25 protein-coding genes are annotated in these 22,275 nt (G+C 38.3%); all 25 read left to right on the top strand.

From position 1 onward, the window contains the following. The first annotated feature begins 4 nt into the window (after positions 1-4). Positions 5-331, top strand: a complete 327-nt coding sequence (locus tag MOC86_RS07845) for a putative DNA-binding protein (RefSeq protein WP_026009511.1) — start codon at positions 5-7, stop codon at positions 329-331. 13 nt (positions 332-344) lie between these two features. Beyond that, entirely contained in the window at positions 345-1,685 is a 1,341-nt protein-coding gene (gene ffh, locus MOC86_RS07840; protein ID WP_268583618.1) for a signal recognition particle protein, read from the top strand. 83 nt (positions 1,686-1,768) lie between these two features. Further along, a complete protein-coding gene (gene rpsP, locus MOC86_RS07835; protein WP_019391791.1) occupies positions 1,769-2,041 on the top strand; it encodes a 30S ribosomal protein S16 in 273 nt (90 codons plus the stop codon). A 74-nt stretch (positions 2,042-2,115) separates the two neighbouring features. After that, positions 2,116-2,502: a YlqD family protein gene (locus MOC86_RS07830; protein WP_040056676.1), complete on the top strand. Its 387-nt coding sequence runs from the start codon at positions 2,116-2,118 to the stop codon at positions 2,500-2,502. 12 nt (positions 2,503-2,514) lie between these two features. Continuing rightward, a complete protein-coding gene (gene rimM, locus MOC86_RS07825) occupies positions 2,515-3,027 on the top strand; it encodes a ribosome maturation factor RimM (RefSeq protein ID WP_124049404.1) in 513 nt (170 codons plus the stop codon). Then, a complete protein-coding gene (gene trmD, locus MOC86_RS07820) occupies positions 3,027-3,770 on the top strand; it encodes a tRNA (guanosine(37)-N1)-methyltransferase TrmD (protein ID WP_268583616.1) in 744 nt (247 codons plus the stop codon). The genes rimM and trmD overlap by 1 nt, the downstream gene beginning before the upstream one ends. Positions 3,771-3,909: 139 nt before the next feature. Further along, positions 3,910-4,254, top strand: a complete 345-nt coding sequence (gene rplS / locus MOC86_RS07815) for a 50S ribosomal protein L19 (protein ID WP_019391795.1) — start codon at positions 3,910-3,912, stop codon at positions 4,252-4,254. Positions 4,255-4,403: 149 nt separating this feature from the next. After that, entirely contained in the window at positions 4,404-4,961 is a 558-nt protein-coding gene (gene lepB, locus MOC86_RS07810) for a signal peptidase I (protein WP_040056674.1), read from the top strand. Positions 4,962-4,977: 16 nt separating this feature from the next. Further along, the gene (gene ylqF, locus MOC86_RS07805; RefSeq protein WP_268583615.1) at positions 4,978-5,850 is read left to right on the top strand and encodes a ribosome biogenesis GTPase YlqF; all 873 of its coding nucleotides are present in this window, start codon (positions 4,978-4,980) and stop codon (positions 5,848-5,850) included. Positions 5,851-5,916: 66 nt separating this feature from the next. Continuing rightward, a complete protein-coding gene (locus MOC86_RS07800; protein ID WP_268583614.1) occupies positions 5,917-6,690 on the top strand; it encodes a ribonuclease HII in 774 nt (257 codons plus the stop codon). Between the two features lie 9 nt (positions 6,691-6,699). Then, positions 6,700-8,244: a hypothetical protein gene (locus MOC86_RS07795; RefSeq protein WP_268583613.1), complete on the top strand. Its 1,545-nt coding sequence runs from the start codon at positions 6,700-6,702 to the stop codon at positions 8,242-8,244. After that, the gene (locus MOC86_RS07790) at positions 8,213-8,515 is read left to right on the top strand and encodes an EscU/YscU/HrcU family type III secretion system export apparatus switch protein (RefSeq protein ID WP_268583612.1); all 303 of its coding nucleotides are present in this window, start codon (positions 8,213-8,215) and stop codon (positions 8,513-8,515) included. The genes MOC86_RS07795 and MOC86_RS07790 overlap by 32 nt, the downstream gene beginning before the upstream one ends. 134 nt (positions 8,516-8,649) lie before the next feature. Continuing rightward, positions 8,650-9,810: an ADP-forming succinate--CoA ligase subunit beta gene (sucC, locus tag MOC86_RS07785; RefSeq protein ID WP_268583611.1), complete on the top strand. Its 1,161-nt coding sequence runs from the start codon at positions 8,650-8,652 to the stop codon at positions 9,808-9,810. A gap of 18 nt (positions 9,811-9,828) precedes the next feature. Continuing rightward, positions 9,829-10,758, top strand: a complete 930-nt coding sequence (gene sucD, locus MOC86_RS07780; RefSeq protein WP_019391802.1) for a succinate--CoA ligase subunit alpha — start codon at positions 9,829-9,831, stop codon at positions 10,756-10,758. A 78-nt stretch (positions 10,759-10,836) separates the two neighbouring features. Further along, positions 10,837-11,724, top strand: a complete 888-nt coding sequence (dprA, locus tag MOC86_RS07775) for a DNA-processing protein DprA (RefSeq protein WP_268583610.1) — start codon at positions 10,837-10,839, stop codon at positions 11,722-11,724. 67 nt (positions 11,725-11,791) lie between these two features. Then, positions 11,792-13,870, top strand: a complete 2,079-nt coding sequence (gene topA, locus MOC86_RS07770) for a type I DNA topoisomerase (protein WP_268583609.1) — start codon at positions 11,792-11,794, stop codon at positions 13,868-13,870. A gap of 81 nt (positions 13,871-13,951) precedes the next feature. Beyond that, entirely contained in the window at positions 13,952-15,259 is a 1,308-nt protein-coding gene (gene trmFO, locus MOC86_RS07765) for an FADH(2)-oxidizing methylenetetrahydrofolate--tRNA-(uracil(54)-C(5))-methyltransferase TrmFO (RefSeq protein WP_124049396.1), read from the top strand. Positions 15,260-15,319: 60 nt separating this feature from the next. Further along, positions 15,320-16,222: a tyrosine recombinase XerC gene (gene xerC, locus MOC86_RS07760; protein ID WP_268583607.1), complete on the top strand. Its 903-nt coding sequence runs from the start codon at positions 15,320-15,322 to the stop codon at positions 16,220-16,222. A gap of 64 nt (positions 16,223-16,286) precedes the next feature. Next, positions 16,287-16,829: an ATP-dependent protease subunit HslV gene (gene hslV, locus MOC86_RS07755; protein ID WP_019391807.1), complete on the top strand. Its 543-nt coding sequence runs from the start codon at positions 16,287-16,289 to the stop codon at positions 16,827-16,829. A gap of 15 nt (positions 16,830-16,844) precedes the next feature. Further along, complete coding sequence (gene hslU / locus MOC86_RS07750) at positions 16,845-18,248, top strand: HslU--HslV peptidase ATPase subunit (protein WP_124049395.1); 1,404 nt, start codon at positions 16,845-16,847, stop codon at positions 18,246-18,248. A 99-nt stretch (positions 18,249-18,347) separates the two neighbouring features. Next, positions 18,348-19,127 carry a GTP-sensing pleiotropic transcriptional regulator CodY gene (gene codY, locus MOC86_RS07745; RefSeq protein ID WP_243518200.1) on the top strand — a complete coding sequence of 260 codons (780 nt, stop codon included), beginning with the start codon at positions 18,348-18,350 and terminating at the stop codon, positions 19,125-19,127. Positions 19,128-19,457: 330 nt separating this feature from the next. Further along, the gene (flgB, locus tag MOC86_RS07740; RefSeq protein ID WP_268583605.1) at positions 19,458-19,847 is read left to right on the top strand and encodes a flagellar basal body rod protein FlgB; all 390 of its coding nucleotides are present in this window, start codon (positions 19,458-19,460) and stop codon (positions 19,845-19,847) included. A gap of 2 nt (positions 19,848-19,849) precedes the next feature. Beyond that, positions 19,850-20,296, top strand: a complete 447-nt coding sequence (flgC, locus tag MOC86_RS07735) for a flagellar basal body rod protein FlgC (protein ID WP_268583604.1) — start codon at positions 19,850-19,852, stop codon at positions 20,294-20,296. A 9-nt stretch (positions 20,297-20,305) separates the two neighbouring features. Beyond that, the gene (gene fliE, locus MOC86_RS07730) at positions 20,306-20,599 is read left to right on the top strand and encodes a flagellar hook-basal body complex protein FliE (RefSeq protein ID WP_268583603.1); all 294 of its coding nucleotides are present in this window, start codon (positions 20,306-20,308) and stop codon (positions 20,597-20,599) included. A gap of 71 nt (positions 20,600-20,670) precedes the next feature. After that, positions 20,671-22,275, top strand: coding sequence for a flagellar basal-body MS-ring/collar protein FliF (gene fliF / locus MOC86_RS07725; RefSeq protein WP_268583602.1), 1,605 nt, complete (start codon positions 20,671-20,673; stop codon positions 22,273-22,275).

The following is a 22,275-nucleotide window of genomic DNA, read 5'->3' as shown; positions in this document are numbered from 1 at the left end:
GGTTGTGCTTGAAAAAACAACAAGGATAAACTATCTGTATGATTTTTATCAATCATTATTAACTTCAAAACAGAAAAGTTATATGTCGCTTTATTATTTAGATGATTATTCGCTTGGAGAAATCGCTGAAGAATATGGCGTGAGTCGACAAGCTGTTTATGATAATATAAAACGTACAGAACAAATGCTTGAGCAGTATGAAGAAAAGCTCGGCTTGTTTCAGCGATTTCGTCAAAGAAAGCAGCTTTTACAAGATCTTCAAAAAGCTGTAAAACAGCATGATGAAGAGCAGACGCTTTCTCTTATTGATTCGCTTGAGAAATTAGATTAGGGGGCGGCATAGTATGGCATTTGAAGGATTAGCCGACCGTTTGCAAAGCACAATTCAAAAGATTAAAGGCAAAGGTAAAGTTTCAGAAGCAGACGTAAAAGCAATGATGCGTGAAGTTCGCCTTGCCTTACTTGAAGCAGACGTTAACTTTAAAGTTGTTAAAGAATTCGTCAAAAACGTGAATGAACGCGCTGTTGGGCAAGAGGTTATGAAAAGCTTAACGCCTGGACAGCAAGTTATCAAAGTTGTTAAAGAAGAGTTAACAAAGCTAATGGGTGGAGAAGAAAGCAAAATTGCTACTTCAAACCGTCCGCCAACCGTTGTTATGATGGTTGGTCTGCAGGGGGCCGGTAAAACGACCACAACAGGAAAATTAGCAAATCTTCTTCGCAAAAAATACAATCGTAAACCTCTGCTAGCTGCTGCGGATATTTATCGTCCTGCAGCAATTAAACAGCTTGAAACGTTAGGAAAACAGCTCAGCATGCCTGTGTTCTCACTTGGTGATCAGGTAAGCCCTGTTGAAATTGCACGTAAGGCCATTGAGCATGCAAAAGAAGAGCATCATGACTACGTTTTAATTGATACAGCAGGTCGTCTTCATGTTGATGAGACGTTAATGGACGAGCTTAAACAAGTAAAAGAAGTGGCAAAGCCAGATGAAATTTTACTTGTTGTAGATGCGATGACAGGCCAAGACGCTGTAAATGTGGCAGAGAGCTTTAACGAACAATTAGGATTAACAGGTGTTGTTCTTACAAAACTTGATGGAGATACGCGCGGTGGTGCGGCTCTCTCTATCCGTTCTGTAACGGAAACACCGATTAAATTTGTCGGGATGGGTGAAAAGCTAGATGCTTTAGAAACTTTCCATCCTGAGCGTATGGCGTCTCGTATTCTCGGAATGGGTGACGTGCTAACGCTTATCGAGAAGGCACAAGTGTCTGTTGACGAGGACAAAGCGCGCGAATTGGAACAAAAGTTACGCACGCAATCTTTCACATTTGATGATTTTCTAGAACAGCTTGGACAAGTGCGACAGATGGGACCGCTTGATGAAATTCTTGGAATGCTTCCAGGAGCAAACAAGATGAAAGGCTTGAAAAACGTTCAAGTAGATGATAAGCAAATTGGTCATATTGAAGCGATTATTCGTTCAATGACAAAGCTTGAAAAAGAGCAGCCTGAAGTCATCAATGCAAGCCGTAAAAAGCGTATTGCAAGAGGTAGTGGTAGATCTGTTCAAGAGGTCAATAGACTTCTTAAGCAGTTTGATGAAATGAAGAAGATGATGAAGCAAATGACAAACATGTCAAAAGGCAAGAAAAAAGGATTTAAACTTCCTTTTATGTAGTGTTAAGAAAAAACACTTTACAAACAAATGCAGGATTGATAATATATTATCCTGTGTGAAACAATTTCGGAGGTGCTTTAATAATGGCAGTAAAAATTCGTTTAAAACGTATGGGATCTAAAAAGTCTCCATTCTATCGTATCGTAGTAGCTGATTCTCGTTCACCACGTGATGGACGTTTCATCGAAACAGTGGGAACTTACAATCCACTTGAGCAACCAGCAGCAGTTAAAATCAATGAAGAGCTTGCTCTTAAATGGTTAACAGACGGTGCTAAACCATCTGATACAGTACGTAACCTTTTCTCTAAAGAAGGTATCATGGAGAAATTCCACAACTCAAAATTAAGCAAGTAATGAAAAAAGGGGAGGGATAACCTCCCCTTTTTTTTACTTCTTTTATATAATAAAGATAAGAGGAGGGAGTGCGGGTGAAAGTTGTCCAAAAAGTGATTGTGAAACAAGTATTAACTGAACAAAGCAAGGAAAAGTTAAGGAATAAGTTTATTCTTGAACAAAAAGGGCTGCAAAATGAAATTGAGCAGTTGCGATTTCAGTTAAAAAAGATTGAAAATATGAAAAAACCATCAGCAGCATCGCTTGAAAAACAATTCGAAAAGGAACAAAAAACCCGTTTAGAAAAACTCCGTATTATCGATTTTCAGCTAGAACAGCTTAACTTGCTCCCAATTGGCAGTGAGCTTGAAGAAACAAAGCTAGATGCTATTGTAGAAGTAAAAGAAGGCGACAGCTGGGAAGAATTCAAAAGTTTACAAACGATTCTCGTTAAAGATGGAATTGTGATTGAAATTCGATAGAGGTGAAAAGCAATGGAAAAGTGGTTGAACGTAGGGAAAATTGTGAACACGCACGGAGTTCGCGGTGAAGTCCGCGTTATCTCTCGCACAGATTTTCCAGAAGAACGTTATAAAGTTGGAAATGAGTTATACATATTCAAGGACAATGAAGAAATCAAAGTTGTTGTAGCAAGTCATCGTCAGCATAAAAATTTTGATCTTCTTACATTTGAAGAGTATCATAATATCAATCAAGTGGAGCCGTTCAAAAACTGTCTCCTTAAGGTACCATCTTCAGACCTTGTTGAATTAGAAGAAGGAGAATATTACTTTCACGAAATTGTAGGTTGTGAAGTATACACAGAGGAAGGAAACCTTGTTGGCACAATCAAAGAAATTTTAGCCACAGGAGCAAACGATGTGTGGGTCGTAAAAGCATCTGGAAGAAAAGATATCCTTATCCCGTATATTGAAGATGTTGTAGCAGACATTAATGTCGAAGAGAAAAAAGTAATCATCAACGAAATGGAAGGGTTATTAGACTAATGAAAATTGATGTTTTGTCACTGTTTCCTGAGATGTTTCATGGTGTCCTTGAAAGCTCCATTTTAAAAAAGGCACGTGATAAAGGAGCGGTTGATGTAGCTGTTACAGATTTTAGAGAGTACGCAGACAACAAGCATAAGACAGTTGATGACTATCCATACGGCGGTGGTGCTGGTATGGTATTGAAGCCACAACCTATTTTTGATGCTGTTGCTGATCTCAATAAAGAAGGCTCAAAAGCTCGTGTTGTTCTTCTTTGTCCACAGGGTGAACGCTATACCCAAAAAAAAGCAGAGGAGCTTTCAAAAGAAGAGCACCTTATCTTTGTTTGTGGTCACTATGAAGGATATGATGAGCGAATTCGTGAACACGTTGTAACAGATGAGATTTCAATTGGAGACTTTGTGTTAACGGGAGGGGAACTTGGAGCCCTTGTGATCATTGACAGCGTCGTACGCCTTCTTCCTGACGTTTTAGGGAACAAAGCATCTGCTGTTGAAGATTCATTTAGTACAGGCCTTCTAGAGCATCCTCATTATACTCGACCATCAGATTTTAGAGGGATGAAGGTACCAGACGTCCTTACATCTGGCGATCATAAACGTATAGCGGAGTGGAGAGAAGAGGAATCGCTGCGTAGAACATTCCTAAGAAGGCCTGATCTGCTCGAAAACTATGAGCTTTCAGAAAGTCAAAAGAAGATGCTGGATCAGATTGAAAAAACGCGTCGTTCAGATGGTTAAAAGATATTGCATCTAGTGATGGGATGTGCTAAGATAATGTTTGTGGCTTTGGGCAGTGCTGTCCAAGCTTTGAAAACGATGTTCCGCTGCAATGATGCGAAAGCATTGATAAGAGCATCTGTTGGAAGGAGATGAAATCATGCAACAATTAATCCAAGATATCACAAAAGAACAATTAAAAGGTGACTTACCTGCTTTCCGTTCTGGAGATACAGTTCGCGTACACGTTAAAGTTGTTGAGGGTACTCGTGAACGTATTCAGGTGTTCGAAGGTGTTGTAATCAAACGCCGTGGTGGTGGAATTAGCGAAACTTTCACAGTTCGTAAAATTTCTTACGGTGTTGGTGTTGAACGTGCATTCCCACTTCATTCACCAAAAATCGCTAAGCTTGAAGTTGTACGCCGTGGTAAAGTACGTCGTGCGAAACTTTACTACCTACGTAACCTTCGTGGTAAAGCAGCTCGTATTAAAGAAATTCGATAATCCAAAAAGGAGCTTGTCTGACAAGCTCCTTTTTTCAAATTTCTAAACTATTTTAGGCGAGATTCGCCGATTTTTACATAAAGGTTGAATAATCATTATTTTTTTATGTATAGTAGAGAGGTACATTTTAGCTGTTTGGAGGATAAACTATGGCTCGTAAAAAAAATGAAACAGTAGAATGGATCAAGGCCATTTCGATTGCCGTCATTATTGCGGCAATTATTCGATTCTTCTTCTTCACTCCAATTGTGGTAGATGGAGAATCAATGATGCCAACTCTACATGATCAAAACCGCATGATTGTAAACAAAATATCTTACAAAATTGGTGGGCCTGATCGATTTGATGTTGTGGTCTTTCATGCTCCAGGTGGCAAAGATTACATTAAACGCGTGATTGGTTTACCAGGAGATCACGTGGAGTACAAAAACGATACGCTTTATATTAATGGAAAGGCGTACGAAGAACCGTATCTTGATCAATATAAAAGCGAACTTGACGACGGTATGCCGCTTACGGAAGATTTTAAACTAGAAGATACTCCAGGTGGCGATAAGGTCGTTCCAGAAGGCGAAATTTTCGTTATGGGAGATAACCGACGCAATAGCCGAGATAGTCGCGCGATTGGACCGGTTTCCTTGAAAAAAGTAGTTGGCACAACAAGCATTGTGTACTGGCCTTTTAATGAAATTAGAACGGTTGATTAAAAGTAGGTGAATAATAATGACCATTCAATGGTTTCCAGGACATATGGCGAAAGCTCGTCGCCAAGTTACCGAGAAATTAAAACTAATTGATATTGTTTTTGTGCTTGTTGATGCACGCATCCCTCAATCTTCACAAAACCCAATGATTGACGAACTTATTGCAAATAAGCCACGAATCATGCTGCTAAATAAAGCGGATAAAGCTGATCCAAAAGTGACGGAACAGTGGATTCAGTACTATGATGAAAAGGGGATTCCAGCTCTTGCTATTAACTCACAGAATGGCAAAGGAATGGACCGTATTGTCTCACTCTCTAAAACCCTTTTAAAAGAAAAGTTTGATCGTATGAGACAAAAAGGAATTAAAAACCCACGTGCAATGCGAGCGATGATTGTTGGGATTCCGAATGTTGGAAAATCAACACTTATCAATCGTTTAGCGGGAAAAAATATTGCTAAAACAGGAGATCGTCCTGGGGTGACACAAGCGCAGCAGTGGATTAAAGTAGGAAAAGAACTCGAACTTCTAGATACGCCTGGGATTCTCTGGCCGAAATTTGAGGACGAGCTTGTTGGATTAAAGCTTGCTACAACAGGGGCTATTAAAGATACAATTTTAAATTTGCAAGATGTAGCAGTTTATGCACTGCGCTTTTTGCAAGAGCGTTATGAATCACGTTTAGAAGATCGTTATGGTGTGACAGAGCGTTATGAGGAGATTGTAGACCTGTTTGACTTTATCGGTGCTAAACGGGGCTGTTTAATGGGTGGAGGTATTGTGGACTACGACAAGACAGCTGAGCTTGTTTTGCGTGAAATTCGCGCAGATCGTCTTGGTCCCCTTACATTTGACTATCCTGATGAACTCCGTGAAAGTGAAGAGGAATAAATGAAAAGGATGCTTAAAAAGCATCCTTTTTTAATAGAAAAAAAAGAAAAAAGGACGATATAAAAGATGAGTGAAAGCATTAAAGAAATTAAAGCAAAGTTAGAAAAGGTAACATCTAAAAATGATCCATTTCTATTGCAGTGTGCAACAGACGAGCGTAAAGGAGTTCAAAAGCTAGTCCTGCAGAAAGAAAAGTGGTTTAAAAAACAAGAAGCGTTAGAAGAGCAATTTCTAGAGATGATGAAATATGAAAATACGCTTTATGCAAAAGGTATAGATTTAATCGCAGGTATTGATGAAGTTGGCAGGGGACCTCTTGCAGGTCCGGTAGTTTCAGCAGCTGTTATTCTTCCTCATGATTTCCGTGCACTTGGTTTAACAGATTCTAAAAAGCTTTCTGAGAAAAAACGGGAAAGTTACTATGAGCTCATTTTAGAGAATGCTCTTGCAGTTGGTATAGGGATTATTGGACGAGCAGATATTGACTCATTGAATATTTATCATGCAACACGAAAAGCAATGGAAAGTGCTATTAGGGAGCTTGAGAAAGAACCTGACTATTTGCTTATTGATGCAATGAAGCTTCCGAACGTTTCTATTCCTCAGCTTGATATTGTCAGTGGAGATGCAAAAAGTATTTCAATTGCGGCTGCTTCGATTGTAGCTAAGGTTACACGTGATCGTCTGATGAAAAAACTCGGTGAAAAATTTCCTGCGTACGGGTTTGAAAAACATATGGGGTATGGAACGAAAGAGCATCTAGATGCAATTGAAAAGCACGGTATTATTGATGAACACAGACGTTCTTTTTCACCAATTAAAGAGTATGTTAAAAGCTAGAGGTGAATTATGAATATTTCTTTTTTGCGCTCTTCGCTGTTAGAAGGAATTCAACATTCCACAGTGCTACCTCTTAGAGATGGAAGCATTGTGAAAGGAACCATTCAAAAGTTTTTTAAAGGAGACATAGCGCTTGTTTCTGTAAATGGCCAAAGCATTGTAGCTAAATTAGAGCGCTCTTTATCTGTTTTGCGTCCCTATTATTTTGAAATAGATATTAAAGACGATTTGCCAAGCTTAAAAGTCGTTGGAGAAGAGTCAGGGGATAAAAATAGGCAAAACATATTGCAAGCACTAGGAACAAGAGGAAAGAAGGAAGAGAGTTTAGCCTCTTTTTTGCTTTCTAAAAGTATTCCTTTTTCAAAAGAGTTTTTAACGACTATCGCTAAGGAAACATCACCTTCTTTTCCACCCCCTGAAAAAAAAGCTGTAGAGACGATGATTGCGCGGAACTTTACGCCATCTAAATCTATTTTCCAAGCTTTAAAATCGCTAGGAGACGCTTCTCTTGCTCCACTTTTTAACGAACTTACAACTCTTGCTAATCGTGAAGGATATGGTGAAGAACTTGTTAAGTTTAAAGGTGCTTTTAGGCTAACAAAAGGAAGAGAAGTTCTTTTCCATTTAGTAAAAGGCTGGTTAGAAGGAAATATCCCTTTTCGTATTCTGCAACAGACAGGGGCAATTGAAAAGGGTGTTTTGGAACAGCAGGCATTAGTGAGCTTATCTCCTAAAGGAGAAGAAGCAGAAGAAATTACAACTATGAAAAAAACGCTTCTGAACAATTTACCAAACATGGAAAAAATGCCGTTTTTTCACAAAATGGTAGAGAGCATTGAAAAAAGTCCTAACTTAAGAGGAAAGCTTACTCAAGAAGGAACCTCCTTGTTCATAAACGAAGAAGGAAAAAACATTTTAACAGAGGTGAACAAGCTTCTGCAAACTTCTTTTCAATCTAAGGAGTTTCACCGTATATTATCAACCTTATTTTCATCCTTAGGTCTTACATATGAGAGTGAGCTAAAAGGAGAAAGCTCTGGAGAAGGATTAAAAGGAGCTCTTTTGAAAATGCTTGAGCAACCCCTACCATCTTTTTTAAGAGAACGAGCAGAAGAGATGGTGCATAAATTAACCGCTCTTCAGCTCTTATCTTCTGATGAAGGACAAGGACCTATTACTTCTTTGTACGCGCAGTTTCCGCTCTACGTAAGGGAAAAGCTAACAGAAGTCTCCCTTCAGTGGAAAGGAAAGAAGAGAGAGGATGGAACCATTGATCCAAACTACTGTCATATTCTTTTTCACTTAGAGCTTTCTTATTTGCAAGAAACGGTAGTCAGCGTCCATGTTCAAAATCGAGCGATTATCATAGATATTATAAATGATCATCAGGATATTAAACCTATTATGGAATCTTTAAAACCATCACTTCGTCTCGGTCTGAGCGAGCTGGACTATTATCTATCAGACGTAAAAGTTTTTGCAAGTAAAGATAACACATCAAGTTTAGCTCAAGTATCGTATAGTGGATATAAAGGAGTGGATCTTAAGATTTGATGAAAAAAAATCATACTCTAAAAAAGCGGTAGCTCTTGCCTATTTAAAACATGAGAAAGCACCAAAGGTAGTGGCAAAAGGAGGAGGAGACGTTGCGCGGGATATCATTGAAAAAGCAAAGGAAAACAATGTTCCAATTCAAGAAGATCCGTCTCTTGTAAACTTGCTTCATAATTTAGAGCTGAACGAGCGTATCCCAGAAGAGCTTTATGAGGCGGTAGCAGAGATTTTTGCTTTTATTTACAAAATGGATGAAAAAGCAAAAAAATAGAACAAATTTCTAAAGAAAACGCCATCATTTCTGAATCTTTTATAAATTTCGCAAGAATAGTAGACAAGTAGACTTCCATTTTATACAATGAAAGCGCAGTCTATTTTTTTGAAATGACGTTAGGAGGATGGGATATGAATATTCATGAGTATCAAGGAAAAGAGCTCCTTAGAAAATATGGTGTAGCTGTTCCAAATGGCCGCGTAGCATTTACGGTAGAAGAAGCGGTAGAAGCAGCAAAAGAGCTAGGGTCAGATGTATCTGTTGTAAAAGCACAGATTCATGCAGGTGGCCGCGGTAAAGCCGGAGGGGTAAAAGTTGCGAAAAACTTGGACGAAGTTCGTACATATGCCGATGAGATACTTGGAAAAACGCTCGTAACTCATCAAACAGGTCCACAAGGAAAAGAAGTAAAGCGTTTACTTATTGAGGAAGGTTGCGATATCCAAAAAGAATATTATGTTGGAATCGTATTAGATCGTGCTTCTTCACGCGTTGTGCTTATGGCTTCTGAAGAAGGTGGAACAGAAATTGAAGAAGTAGCTGAAAAAACACCTGAAAAAATCTTTAAGGAATATATCGATCCAGCGGTTGGATTACAGGGGTTCCAAGCGCGTCGATTAGCGTTTAATATCAATATTCCAAAAGAGTTAGTAGGTCAAGCTGTAAAATTTATGGCTGGTTTATATAAAGTATTTGTTGAAAAAGATTGCTCAATCGCTGAGATTAATCCACTTGTAACAACAGGGGATGGAAAAGTAATGGCGCTTGATGCAAAACTTAATTTCGATTCAAATGCTCTTTATCGTCAAAAAGACATATTAGAGCTTCGTGATTTAGAAGAAGAAGATGTAAAAGAAATTGAAGCGTCAAAATATGACTTAAGTTACATTGCGCTTGATGGTAACATCGGCTGCATGGTAAATGGAGCAGGTCTTGCAATGGCGACAATGGACATTATTAAATATTCAGGCGGAGAGCCGGCAAACTTCCTTGACGTAGGGGGCGGTGCAACGGCTGAGAAAGTAACGGAAGCGTTCAAGATTATTATCTCCGATCAAAATGTAAAAGGAATTTTTGTCAATATTTTTGGTGGCATTATGAGATGTGATGTTATTGCTGAAGGTGTTGTTGAAGCAACAAAACAAGTAGGACTAGATTTGCCACTTGTTGTTCGCTTAGAAGGCACAAACGTTGAGCTTGGCAAAAAGATTTTGAAAGAATCAGGTCTTAACATTACAGCTGCAGAGTCAATGGCTGACGGCGCTGAAAAAATTGTTGCACTTGTGAAATAAAGAACAGGAGGGGTAAAAATGAGCGTATTTATTAACAAGGATACAAAAGTTATTGTACAGGGGATTACAGGAGCGACAGGTTTGTTTCATACAAAACAAGCAATTGAATATGGAACAAAAATTGTTGGGGGCGTAACTCCAGGAAAAGGCGGCACAACAATCGAAGGAGTACCTGTTTTCAACACTGTTGAAGACGCAAAAAAAGCAACAGGTGCAAACGCGTCAGTTGTGTATGTTCCACCTGCTTTTGCAGCAGATGCAATTATGGAAGCAGTTGATGCAGACCTTGACTTAGTTATCACAATTACAGAAGGTATTCCAGTAATTGATATGGTGAAAGTAAAGCGTTATATGGAAGGAAAGCGCACAAGACTTGTTGGACCAAACTGCCCAGGTGTTATCACACCAGAAGAATGTAAAATTGGTATTATGCCAGGATACATTCATAAAAAAGGTCATGTTGGGGTTGTGTCACGCTCTGGAACACTCACATATGAAGCTGTTCATCAACTTTCACAAGCAGGAATTGGCCAGTCAACAGCAGTAGGAATTGGTGGAGACCCTGTTAATGGCACGGACTTCATTGATGTGTTAAAAGCCTTTAATGAAGATGAAGACACATATGCTGTTATTATGATTGGTGAAATCGGGGGTACGGCAGAAGAAGAAGCAGCACAATGGGTGAAAGAAAATATGACAAAACCTGTTGTTGGCTTTATTGGAGGTCAAACAGCTCCAGCAGGCAAGCGTATGGGCCACGCTGGTGCGATTATCTCAGGTGGTAAGGGTACGGCAAGCGAGAAGATTAAAACGCTTAACGCATGCGGTATTAGCGTTGCTGAGACCCCTTCTGTTATGGGAGAAACGCTTATTAAAGTGCTAAAGGATGAAGGAATTTACGATAAGTGTAAAACGCACGATATTCCTGTAAGTTCATCACAGTCTTAAAATAGGAAGTTCAACCGTTACCATTTAGGTAACGGTTGGTTTTTATGGCGATTTTTAGAACAATTAAAGAGGTGAATTATGAGAGAAAAGTTAATTTTATTATCACACTGCAGAAGGGTTGGATGGAAATCCATACTCAAACTTCTTCAGTATGATTCCTCCCTATCTTTTCTAAGAGAAGCTTCTCCTGCTCTTCTTCAAACCATTCTTCAACTTCCAAGTTCTTCAACTGAAATTGTCTATAAAGATTTGCAAACTATTCCAATACAAGATATTCTAAAGAAATATAGCGCTCAAAATATTCGTTGTATAACAATTACGGATCCTGAGTATCCGGCGTTATTAAAGAATATTTATGACCCTCCATGGGTTCTTTATACAAAAGGAGATTACCGGTTATTAAATAACAAATCCGTTAGCATCGTTGGAACGAGGACGCCAACAAGCTACGGTATAAAGGCTACAAAGGCTTTGTGCAAACCTCTCGTGGAAGAAGGATGGACAATTGTAAGCGGTCTTGCAAAAGGGGTGGATGCGCTTGCACATAAAGAAGCTATTCTTCATGGAGGCAAAACTGTTGCTGTATTAGGAAGCGGGTTTTATAACATTTATCCAAAAGAAAATTGTTATTTAGCAAGTGACATCGCTAACAATCATCTGTTATTATCGGAATACAACCCTTTTATAAAACCGCATCGAGCGCATTTTCCGCTACGGAACCGTATTATTAGCGGTTTATCGTTTGGAACGATTGTCATTCAAGCGAAGGAAAGAAGCGGTTCTTTTATTACAGCTGACCAAGCGCTCTCTCAAGGAAGAGAGGTTTTTGCTGTACCTGGCTCAATCTTTGAAGAATGTTCAAAAGGAACAAATAAGCTTATTCAGCTTGGCGCAAAATTAGTATGTAGTGCTAAAGATGTAACAAGCGAAATTCATTTTCAAGTAAAAAATGAACAAGAGGTTTGACAAAGTGCATATAAGTATTTAATAATAATGAAGATTTTATTCTACCTCTTTAAGGGAGGACAATAGTATGTCGGACTATTTAGTTATTGTAGAGTCGCCAGCAAAGGCGAAAACAATTGAAAAATATTTAGGGAAAAAATACAAAGTAAAAGCATCAATGGGACATGTTCGAGATCTTCCAAAAAGTCAAATGGGAATTGATACTGAACATGATTACGACCCAAAATACATCACTATTCGTGGAAAAGGGCCTGTTTTAAAAGAACTTAAGACAGCAGCTAAAAAAGCAAAAAAGATTTTCCTAGCGGCCGATCCGGATCGTGAAGGGGAAGCAATTGCTTGGCATTTAGCTCATAGTCTTGGCGTTGATACATCGTCAGACTGCCGAGTAGTATTTAATGAAATTACAAAAGATGCAATTAAAGCTTCTTTTAAACATCCAAGATCTATTAATATGGATCTTGTTAATTCTCAACAAGCTCGTCGTATTCTTGATCGTTTAGTAGGGTATAACATTAGCCCACTTCTTTGGAAAAAAGTGAAAAAGGGATTAAGCGCTGGACGCGTTCAATCTGTTGCAGTTCGATTAATTATTGAACGAGAGCAGGAAATCTCACGCTTTCAACCTGAAGAATACTGGTCAATTAACGCGAACTTCTTAAAAAGTGAAAAAGAATTTCAAGCATCTTTTACTGAAATGGATGGCAAAAAAACAAAACTTTCATCAAAAGAAGATGTTGAAAAAGTTCTAGCTCGACTTGATGGCAATGAATTTTCAATTCAAAAAGTAACAAAAAAAGAGCGCAAACGAAATCCAGCGCTTCCTTTTACAACATCTTCCCTTCAACAGGAAGCAGCTCGTAAGCTAAACTTTAGAGCAAAGAAAACAATGATGCTTGCTCAACAGCTTTACGAAGGAATTGATTTAGGGAAAAAAGAAGGAACAGTTGGTTTAATTACGTACATGCGTACAGATTCAACTCGTATTTCAGAAACGGCTCAAACAGAGTCTTATGAATATGTAAAAGATACGTTTGGTGAAGAATTTCTTTCAAAAGAAAAGCGGAAAGAAAAGAAGAATGCTAACACTCAAGATGCTCATGAGGCAATTCGCCCAACATCTATTCTGCGTTCACCTTCTGAGATTAAACAGTATGTATCAAGAGATCAACATCGCTTATACAAACTGATTTGGGAACGATTCCTTGCAAGCCAAATGGCACCAGCTATTATGGATACGATGGCTGTTGATTTAGTAAACAACGGTGTAACATTTAGAGCGAACGGCTCAAAAATTAAGTTCCCTGGCTTTATGAAAGTGTACGTAGAAGGAAATGATGATAAAGTGGAAGAAAAGGAAAAAATTCTTCCAGACATGACGGAAGGAGAACAAGCGTACTCAAAAGATATCGAACAAAATCAGCATTTCACTCAGCCGCCGCCTCGCTATACGGAAGCACGTCTTGTGAAAACGATGGAAGAGTTAGGTATTGGAAGACCTTCTACATATGCTCCAACGCTTGATACTATTCAACGCAGAGGATATGTTGCGCTTGATAACAAAAGATTTGTTCCAACAGAGCTTGGTGAAATTGTACTGGAACTTATCCTTGAGTTCTTTCCTGAAACAATTGATGTGGAATTTACAGCCAAAATGGAAACAGACCTTGATGAAATAGAGGAAGGTAAAGTACAATGGGTATCGGTTATCGATGAATTTTATCGCGACTTCGAAATACGTTTAGAAAAAGCGGAAAAAGAAATGCGCGAAGTCGAGATTAAAGACGAACCTGCTGGAGAAGATTGTGAACTGTGTGGTTCACCTATGGTCTTTAAAATGGGTCGCTACGGAAAATTTATGGCATGCTCAAACTTTCCTGACTGTCGTAACACAAAGCCGATTGTAAAAGAAATTGGCGTTGATTGTCCGAAATGTGAAGACGGTCAAGTTGTGGAACGAAAATCAAAGAAAAAACGCCTTTTCTATGGTTGCACAAATTATCCAAGCTGTGACTTCTTATCTTGGGACAAACCAATTGCAAGAAAATGTCCAAAATGTGAAAGTCTCCTTGTTGAGAAAAAGCAGAAAAAAGGTGTTCAAGTTACGTGCACTGAATGTGATTACAAAGAAGAAACGCAAAGCTAGACCTTTTTCGTGGTGAGCACAACGTTGTGCTCACCACTTTATCTGTTACGGAGAAAAGAAATTACATCTGGAGGGAAACAAATGTCTGAAAAAATCGTTAATGTAATAGGAGCTGGACTTGCTGGAAGTGAAGCAGCTTGGCAGCTTGCTAAAAGAGGAATTAAGGTGCATCTTTACGAAATGCGCCCTGTTCGTCAAACAGCAGCACATCATACAGATAAATTTGCGGAGCTTGTATGCAGTAACTCGCTTCGTGCCAACACGCTTACAAATGCTGTTGGAGTACTGAAAGAAGAGATGCGTCATCTAGATTCTGTTATTATTTCCTCAGCTGATGCTTGTTCTGTTCCAGCAGGCGGAGCACTAGCTGTTGACCGTCATGAATTTGCGGCACATGTAACAGAGCGTGTAAAGCATCATGAAAATGTAACAGTATTTAATGAAGAAATTACAGAAATTCCAAGCGGACCTACTATTATTGCAACAGGTCCATTAACGTCTCAAGCATTATCTGAACAGCTTAAAAGTTTAACAGGAGAAGAGTATCTTTATTTCTATGATGCAGCAGCTCCCATCCTTGAAAAAGACAGCATTGACATGGATAAGGTATACTTAAAGTCTCGCTATGATAAAGGAGAAGCAGCATATTTGAACTGTCCAATGACAGAAGAAGAATTTGATCGCTTCTATAATGCGCTTATTGAGGCAGAAGTTGTACCGCTAAAAGAATTTGAAAAAGAAGTATATTTTGAAGGTTGCATGCCAATTGAAGTGATGGCTTCAAGAGGAAAGAAAACAATGCTTTTCGGGCCATTAAAACCAGTAGGTCTTGAAGATCCGAAAACAGGAAAACGTCCGTATGCTGTTGTACAACTTCGTCAAGATGATGCAGCAGGAACACTTTACAATATCGTTGGTTTCCAAACACATATTAAATGGGGACCTCAAAAAGATATTGTTCGCTTAATTCCTGGGCTTGAAAATGCAGAAATTGTTCGTTACGGTGTTATGCATCGAAATACATTTATTAATTCACCAAGACTTCTAAAACCGACATATCAATACAAAGATCGTGAAGATTTATTCTTTGCAGGACAAATGACAGGTGTTGAAGGTTACGTAGAATCAGCTGCAAGCGGACTTTTAGCAGGACTAAACGCAGCTCGCTATGTGTTAGGTGAAGAGCTTTTAGTTTTCCCTCAAGAAACGGCTCTTGGAAGCATGGCTCACTATATTACACATACAAGTGATAAAAACTTCCAACCGATGAATGCAAACTTTGGAATATTCAAGGATCTCCCAGTTCGCATTAAAAAGAAACAAGAGCGCAATGAACAGTATGCTAAGCGTGCACTTGAAATAGTTCAAAATTTTGTGAAAAATATATAAATTATTTGCGCGGGCTACTAAAAGTGTGATAATATTTAGTAGCCTTTGCGAGGTGAAGCAATGATAAATGTGAAAGAATCTTTAAATTGCTATCTTGAATATTTACAAATTGAGAAAAATTACTCACAATATACAACGCTGTGTTACGAGAAAGACATTTTATTGTTTATGGAATTTCTAGAGGAAGAAGGAATTAAAAGATTAGAGGACGTTACATATAGCAACGTTCGTATTTTTTTAACCAAGCTTCACGAACACAGCTATTCTAAGCGATCGATTGCCCGTAAAGTATCAGCTTTGCGAAGTTTTTATCGCTTTTTATCGCGCGAGCATACGGTAAAAGAAAATCCGTTTACGATGGTATCCCTCCCAAAGCGTTCGCACCGCAACCCTTCGTTCTTATATAAGGAAGAACTTCAACTGCTTTTTGAAGTAAGCGATGTTTCTACACCGCTTGGTCAAAGAGATCAAGCAATCTTAGAACTTTTATATGCAACGGGGATAAGGGTAAGTGAGTGTGCTTCAATTATGCTGAGTGATATCGATATGTCAATGAAAACTCTTTTGGTTTATGGAAAGGGAAAGAAGCAACGCTATGTACCTTTTGGGAATTTCTCATATGAAGCCATAAAAAAATATAGAGATGAAGGTCGTCTAAAATTGCTCCCAAAGAGTAATATTGATTGTAAGGCACTCTTTGTGAATCATAGAGGTCAGCCTTTAACAGCTAGAGGCATTCGCTATATTTTAAACCGTATTGTTAAGAAAACGGCAGAGAACATTCATATTACTCCTCATTCTTTGCGTCATACTTTCGCAACGCATATGTTAAATGAAGGTGCTGACATGAGAACTGTTCAAGAACTTCTAGGACATGAAAATTTGTCAACAACTCAAATTTATACACATGTGACAAAAGATCGCCTTCGTTCTATTTATATGAATCATCATCCAAGAGCGTAAGCGACATAAAAGGATAATATGAAAAAAGAACACAAGAACATATGCTGAAGGAGAGATGTATATTATGGGTGACTTTCATGCTACAACGATTTTTGCGATTCAACACAAAGGCGGTTGCGCAATGGCAGGAGATGGACAAGTAACGTTCGGAAATGCTGTAGTAATGAAACATACAGCAAAAAAAGTACGTCGTCTTTTTCATGGAAAAGTGCTAGCAGGGTTTGCTGGATCTGTGGCAGATGCGTTTACTCTTTTTGAAATGTTTGAAAATCGCCTTGAAGAGTACAACGGTAATTTGCAGCGTGCAGCTGTTGAACTTGCAAAAGAGTGGCGCAGCGATAAAGTGTTACGCAAGCTAGAAGCAATGCTTATCGTAGCAAACGAAGAGCATATGCTACTTATTTCAGGTACAGGTGAGGTTATTGAACCTGATGATGGAATTTTAGCTATTGGTTCTGGTGGGAACTATGCGCTATCTGCAGGTCGTGCGCTCAAACGATATTCAGGTGAAAACATGTCAGCGCGAGATATTGCTAAGGCCTCTCTAGAGATTGCCGGAGATATTTGTGTTTATACAAACGATCAAATTATTGTAGAGGAACTTTAAGGAGGGAAGAACAGAATGTATACAGAACTTACACCGCGTCAAATTGTTGAAAAACTTGATCAATATATTGTTGGACAAAAGGAAGCAAAAAAGGCCGTTGCCGTTGCACTTCGTAACCGTTATCGCCGCAGTAAGCTAAGTGAATCACTACGAGATGAAGTTGTACCAAAGAACATTTTAATGATTGGGCCTACTGGAGTAGGGAAAACAGAGATTGCTCGTCGACTAGCAAAATTAGTGGGAGCTCCTTTTATTAAAGTTGAAGCAACGAAGTTCACGGAAGTCGGTTATGTTGGACGGGATGTAGAATCAATGGTACGAGACCTTGTGGAAACTTCTGTTCGACTTGTGAAAGAAGAAAAAACAAACGAAGTACGCGGGCAAGCAGAACAAAATGCAAACCAACGCATTGTTGATCTTCTCGTTCCTTCTAAACGTAAAAATACTCAATATAAAAACCCATTTGAAATGCTTTTTGGTGGTCAAGCTGAAGGGGAAAAACCTCAGCAAGAAACATCAAACGACGATGCATCAAGCGAAATGGAACGTAAGAGAATGGCTCATAAGCTTGCGCTTGGAGAACTTGAGGAGCATTATGTAACAGTTGAAGTAGAAGAACAGCAAGCTTCTATGTTTGATATGCTTCAAGGTTCGGGTATGGAGCAAATGGGAATGAATATTCAAGATGCGCTAGGTAATTTCATGCCTAAGAAAAAGAAAAAGCGTCGGTTAACAGTACGCGAAGCTCGCAAAGTGTTAACAAATGAAGAAGCACAGAAGTTAATTGATATGGATGAAGTAACGCAACAAGCAACAGAGCGTGCCGAACAGTTTGGAATTATTTTTATTGATGAAATCGATAAAATCGCTCGTAAAAGCAGTCAATCTTCATCAGGAGATGTGTCACGTGAAGGAGTACAGCGCGATATTTTGCCAATCGTTGAGGGTTCAACAATTATGACAAAGTATGGTCCTGTCAAAACAGACCACGTATTGTTTATTTCAGCAGGTGCTTTTCACGTTTCAAAACCATCTGATCTTATTCCAGAGCTTCAAGGAAGATTTCCAATTCGCGTTGAGCTTGGCAAATTATCAGTAGATGACTTTGTCCGTATTTTAGTTGAGCCTGATAATGCTATTATTAAACAATATACAGCATTATTGGAAACTGAAGGTATAAAAATTGAATTTTCTGACGAAGCTATTAAAAAGCTAGCTCAAGTAGCATTCGATGTAAACCAGGATACGGATAATATTGGAGCTCGTCGTTTACATACAATTATGGAAAGACTTTTGGAAGATCTTTCATTTGAAGCACCAGATGTAACGATGGAGAAGATTGAAATTACTCCACAGTATGTGGAAGAGAAACTTGGCTCAATTGCTAAAAACAAAGACTTAAGTCAGTTTATTTTATAAAGTCAGCCTTTTGGGGAGAGGGAACGCTTCTTAAAAGAAGAGGCGGATAGACTTTACAGGGAACAGAATTATTTACAATTTTCAGGAGGCAAAATCATAATGAATTTATTAGATAAAACAAGAAAAATTAATGCAATGTTACAGAAAGCAGCAGGGAAACCTGTTAACTTCAAAGAGATGGCTGAAACACTTCGTGAAGTAATCGAAGCAAACATTTATGTTGTAAGTCGTCGCGGTAAGCTTTTGGGTGTTGCAATTAATCAGCAAATTGAAAATGAGCGTATGAAAGAAATGTTTGAAACACGCCAATTTCCAGAAGAGTACACTAAAAACCTTTTCAATATTAGAGAAACATCTTCTAATCTAGATGTAAACAGCGAGCATAGCGCTTTTCCTAATGAAAACAAGGATTTATTTATGAGCGGTTTAACAACAATTGTACCAATTAACGGTGGAGGGGATCGCCTAGGAACTCTTGTATTAGCACGTTTAGAAGAGAAGTTCACAGATGATGATCTTATTTTAGCTGAATATGGGGCAACAGTTGTTGGCATGGAGATTCTACATGAGAAAGCTGAAGAAATTGAAGAAGAAGCTCGTAGCAAAGCGGTTGTTCAAATGGCAATTAGCTCACTATCTTACAGTGAATTAGAAGCGATTGAACATATCTTTGATGAGTTAAATGGAAACGAAGGCCTTCTTGTAGCAAGTAAGATTGCAGACCGTGTTGGTATTACGCGTTCAGTAATTGTAAATGCACTTCGTAAACTTGAGAGTGCAGGTGTAATTGAGTCTCGTTCACTAGGTATGAAAGGGACGTACATCAAAGTTCTAAACAACAAGTTCTTGCTTGAGCTTTCAAAACTAAAAGCAAACTAAATGATAGTTATAAAGACTTAGGTCAATAAACCTTTATTAGAAATAGCACTTACTAAAGTGCTATTTTTTTGCGCTTTAATCGTACCTTTTTTTGTCGAAAGATCTTATAATGTTAAAGAAAAGTAGGGTAACCAATTTTAACATAATAAACAAATAACTTATATTTTTAATAAATATTAATATTTTATATATAAATTGTTAATTTTCTTTTAAGATTTCAAAAAAAAGAGTAAAGAAACTTAAGAAATCATAGACATATCATGTCCTTTTTCCTAAAATGGATAATATCGGCACGAAAAAAATGTCGAAAAGAGGCAAGGAGAGAAATTTATGAAACTTTTTTCACAGACGATGAGTTCAATCCAAAATGGATTAAACTATGCTTCGTTGAAACAGAAAACAATTTCAAACAATATTGCTAACGTAGATACTTCTGGATATAAAGCAAAAACGGTATCTTTTAAAAGTATGCTTCAAGCTGAGCAAGATAATCTTCTGAAAGCTACTCGCACAGACCCTCGTCATTTTGAATTTTCAACGTCCTCTTCTTCTCTAGGAGTTACAACTGTACATAATGCTTATCAATCAAACGGCAATGGAGTTGACGTTGATAAGGAGATGACAGATATGGCTCAAAATCAGCTTTATTATCAAGCTTTAGTAGACAGAATGAGCGGGAAATTTAACTCACTTAACACCGTCTTAAGAGGAGGAAATTAATTTTGTCAATTTTTAGTGGATTAAATGCCAGCGCTTCAGCCTTAACAGCAAATCGCTTAAGAATGGATGTTACGGCTTCAAATATCGCTAATGCGAATACAACAAGAGCGCAATATGTAAACGGAGAATGGCAACCATATCGGCGCAAGATGGTAAATATAGCACCGGATAGTGAAAAACAGTTTTCAACTGTTTTTCAAAAAGCTTTAAATACAAATAGTACAGGTGTAAAAGTCACAGGAATTGAGGAAGATTCTGAACCTTTTAAACTTGTATATGATCCAAGTCACCCAGATGCTAATGATCAGGGATATGTACAGCTACCAAATGTTGATCCATTAAAGGAAATGACGGACCTTATGAGTGCTTCTCGTTCGTACGAAGCAAACGTTACAGCACTTAATGCAACAAAAGGGATGTTAGTAAAAGCATTAGAGATTGGAAAGTAGGGTGTAACGATGATTAATGGAATTACAAACATATCATTGCAGACTGAGGCGCTTCAGCCTAAAAATGAATCGGCTAGCACAAACCAAAGTTTTTCTAATTTTTTAAAAGACGCAGTAAATAAAGTTAATGAAGCTCAAAATGAGTCAGATGCTATGACAACAAAACTTGTGAATGGGGAAGATGTAGATTTACATAATGTGATGATTTCGTCTCAAAAAGCAAGCGTTGCCCTGCAGGCTGCTATTCAATTCCGTAATAAAGGAATTGAAGCTTACCAAGAAATCATGAGAATGCAGATCTAAATTTATTTTCCAAAGTTTAGCGGTTATTGGACTCTAAATAAATAGACAAGAAACATAACCGGGGGAAGAAAATGAAAGAAAGATTAACAAGAATTAAAGAGTGGAGTACTGGATTTTGGAGAGAGCGAAGTAAAAAGCAAAGATGGTTCTTGATTGCAGGATTAGTCATTATTTTAATGGCAATTATTGTTGGGTCTATGCTTGCTACCCGTGAAAAATTTGTTCCTCTTTATAGTAATCTTTCAGCTCAAGAAGCTGGACAAATTAAAACGGAGCTCGATGCAAAAGGGGTATCCTCAGAGTTAAGTAACGGTGGGACAACCATTTCTGTCCCAAAAGAAAATGTAGATTCATTGAAAGTAGAGCTTGCGTCTCAAGGCATTCCGAAAAGCGGCAGCATTGATTATTCCTTTTTTAGTGAGAGCTCAGGATTTGGAATGACAGATAACGAGTTTAGCGTCCTAAAGGTAGATGCCATGCAAACGGAGCTTGCAAATCTTATTAAAGAAATTGACGGAGTACAAGATGCAAACGTAATGATTTCTTTACCAAAAGATAGCGTATGGGTGAGCGATAAAGGCGAAGAAGCTCAAGCTTCTATTGTTCTTACAACAAAGCCTGGCTATCAATTTGACGATCAGCAGATTCAGTCTCTCTATCACCTTGTGTCTAAAAGCGTTCCGAATTTGCCAACAGATAATATCGCTATTATGAATCAATATTTTGAGTACTATGATCTGGCAAATAACGATGGAAAAAATCCTGAGGGTGGGGTCGCTTCTATACAGTCTCAGTATGCGATGAAAAAGCAGGTTGAACGAGATATACAAAGAGAAGTTCAGAAGATGCTTGGCGCGATGATTGGTCAAGATAAAGTCGTTGTCTCTGTTTCAACAGATATTGATTTCACTCAAGAAACAAGAGAAGAAAACCTTGTGGAACCTGTTGATAAAGAGAATATGGAAGGAATTGCGGTAAGTGCTGAACGTTTAACAGAAACATATACAGGAGAGAATGCTGCGCAAGGGGGAACTGCTGGGACCGGAGACGGTGAAGTCCCTAACTATGAGAGCAGTGAAGAAAACGGAGACGGTGACTATGAACGAAAAGAAGAAAAAATCAATAATGAAGTGAACCGTATCCGTCGTCAGATTGTGGAAAGTCCTTATAAGGTAAAGGATCTTGGTATCCAAGTTATGGTGGAACCACCAAAGAAAAATGATCCAAATTCACTTCCAACTGGAAGTATTGATGATATTCAACAAATTCTTGGCACAATTGTTAAAACAACAATTCAACAAGATGATGATGAACAAGCATTAACAGATGAACAAATCGAAGACAAAATTGCTGTATCTGTTCAACCTTTTAATGGAAAAACGGCTGTGGTACAAGAGGCATCTTCTTCTATTCCACTATGGATGTACATTGTTGGGGGAATATTGCTTCTAGCTGTTATTATTCTAGCTTTCCTACTCATTCGTAGAAGAAGAAAAGAACGTGAGTGGAAAGAGGAAGAATGGGAAGAAGCATATACATTAGAAGAAGAGGTAGAGGAAGAGGAAGAACAGCCTCTAACAGAAGAACAGCAAAGAAGACAGCGACTTGAAGACTTAGCACAGAGCAAACCTGATGAGTTTGTCAAACTTCTACGTTCGTGGTTAACAGAAGATTAG

This window comes from Priestia endophytica (assembly GCF_026790145.1).
Lineage (GTDB): Bacteria > Bacillota > Bacilli > Bacillales > Bacillaceae_H > Bacillus_I > Bacillus_I endophytica_A.
Note: the sequence above shows the minus strand (reverse complement) of the source record. Positions and strands in the feature narration are given on the sequence as shown.

Coding starts and splice junctions, on each gene's coding strand:
- rimM (WP_124049404.1), top strand. CDS start 2,515: ATGGAAAAGTGGTTGAACGTAGGGAAAATTGTGAACACGCACGGAGTT.
- MOC86_RS07800 (WP_268583614.1), top strand. CDS start 5,917: ATGAGTGAAAGCATTAAAGAAATTAAAGCAAAGTTAGAAAAGGTAACA.
- trmFO (WP_124049396.1), top strand. CDS start 13,952: ATGTCTGAAAAAATCGTTAATGTAATAGGAGCTGGACTTGCTGGAAGT.
- topA (WP_268583609.1), top strand. CDS start 11,792: ATGTCGGACTATTTAGTTATTGTAGAGTCGCCAGCAAAGGCGAAAACA.
- rpsP (WP_019391791.1), top strand. CDS start 1,769: ATGGCAGTAAAAATTCGTTTAAAACGTATGGGATCTAAAAAGTCTCCA.
- sucC (WP_268583611.1), top strand. CDS start 8,650: ATGAATATTCATGAGTATCAAGGAAAAGAGCTCCTTAGAAAATATGGT.
- lepB (WP_040056674.1), top strand. CDS start 4,404: ATGGCTCGTAAAAAAAATGAAACAGTAGAATGGATCAAGGCCATTTCG.
- hslU (WP_124049395.1), top strand. CDS start 16,845: ATGTATACAGAACTTACACCGCGTCAAATTGTTGAAAAACTTGATCAA.
- sucD (WP_019391802.1), top strand. CDS start 9,829: ATGAGCGTATTTATTAACAAGGATACAAAAGTTATTGTACAGGGGATT.
- MOC86_RS07795 (WP_268583613.1), top strand. CDS start 6,700: ATGAATATTTCTTTTTTGCGCTCTTCGCTGTTAGAAGGAATTCAACAT.
- hslV (WP_019391807.1), top strand. CDS start 16,287: ATGGGTGACTTTCATGCTACAACGATTTTTGCGATTCAACACAAAGGC.
- fliF (WP_268583602.1), top strand. CDS start 20,671: ATGAAAGAAAGATTAACAAGAATTAAAGAGTGGAGTACTGGATTTTGG.
- rplS (WP_019391795.1), top strand. CDS start 3,910: ATGCAACAATTAATCCAAGATATCACAAAAGAACAATTAAAAGGTGAC.
- ffh (WP_268583618.1), top strand. CDS start 345: ATGGCATTTGAAGGATTAGCCGACCGTTTGCAAAGCACAATTCAAAAG.
- xerC (WP_268583607.1), top strand. CDS start 15,320: ATGATAAATGTGAAAGAATCTTTAAATTGCTATCTTGAATATTTACAA.
- trmD (WP_268583616.1), top strand. CDS start 3,027: ATGAAAATTGATGTTTTGTCACTGTTTCCTGAGATGTTTCATGGTGTC.
- ylqF (WP_268583615.1), top strand. CDS start 4,978: ATGACCATTCAATGGTTTCCAGGACATATGGCGAAAGCTCGTCGCCAA.
- flgB (WP_268583605.1), top strand. CDS start 19,458: ATGAAACTTTTTTCACAGACGATGAGTTCAATCCAAAATGGATTAAAC.
- dprA (WP_268583610.1), top strand. CDS start 10,837: ATGAGAGAAAAGTTAATTTTATTATCACACTGCAGAAGGGTTGGATGG.
- codY (WP_243518200.1), top strand. CDS start 18,348: ATGAATTTATTAGATAAAACAAGAAAAATTAATGCAATGTTACAGAAA.
- fliE (WP_268583603.1), top strand. CDS start 20,306: ATGATTAATGGAATTACAAACATATCATTGCAGACTGAGGCGCTTCAG.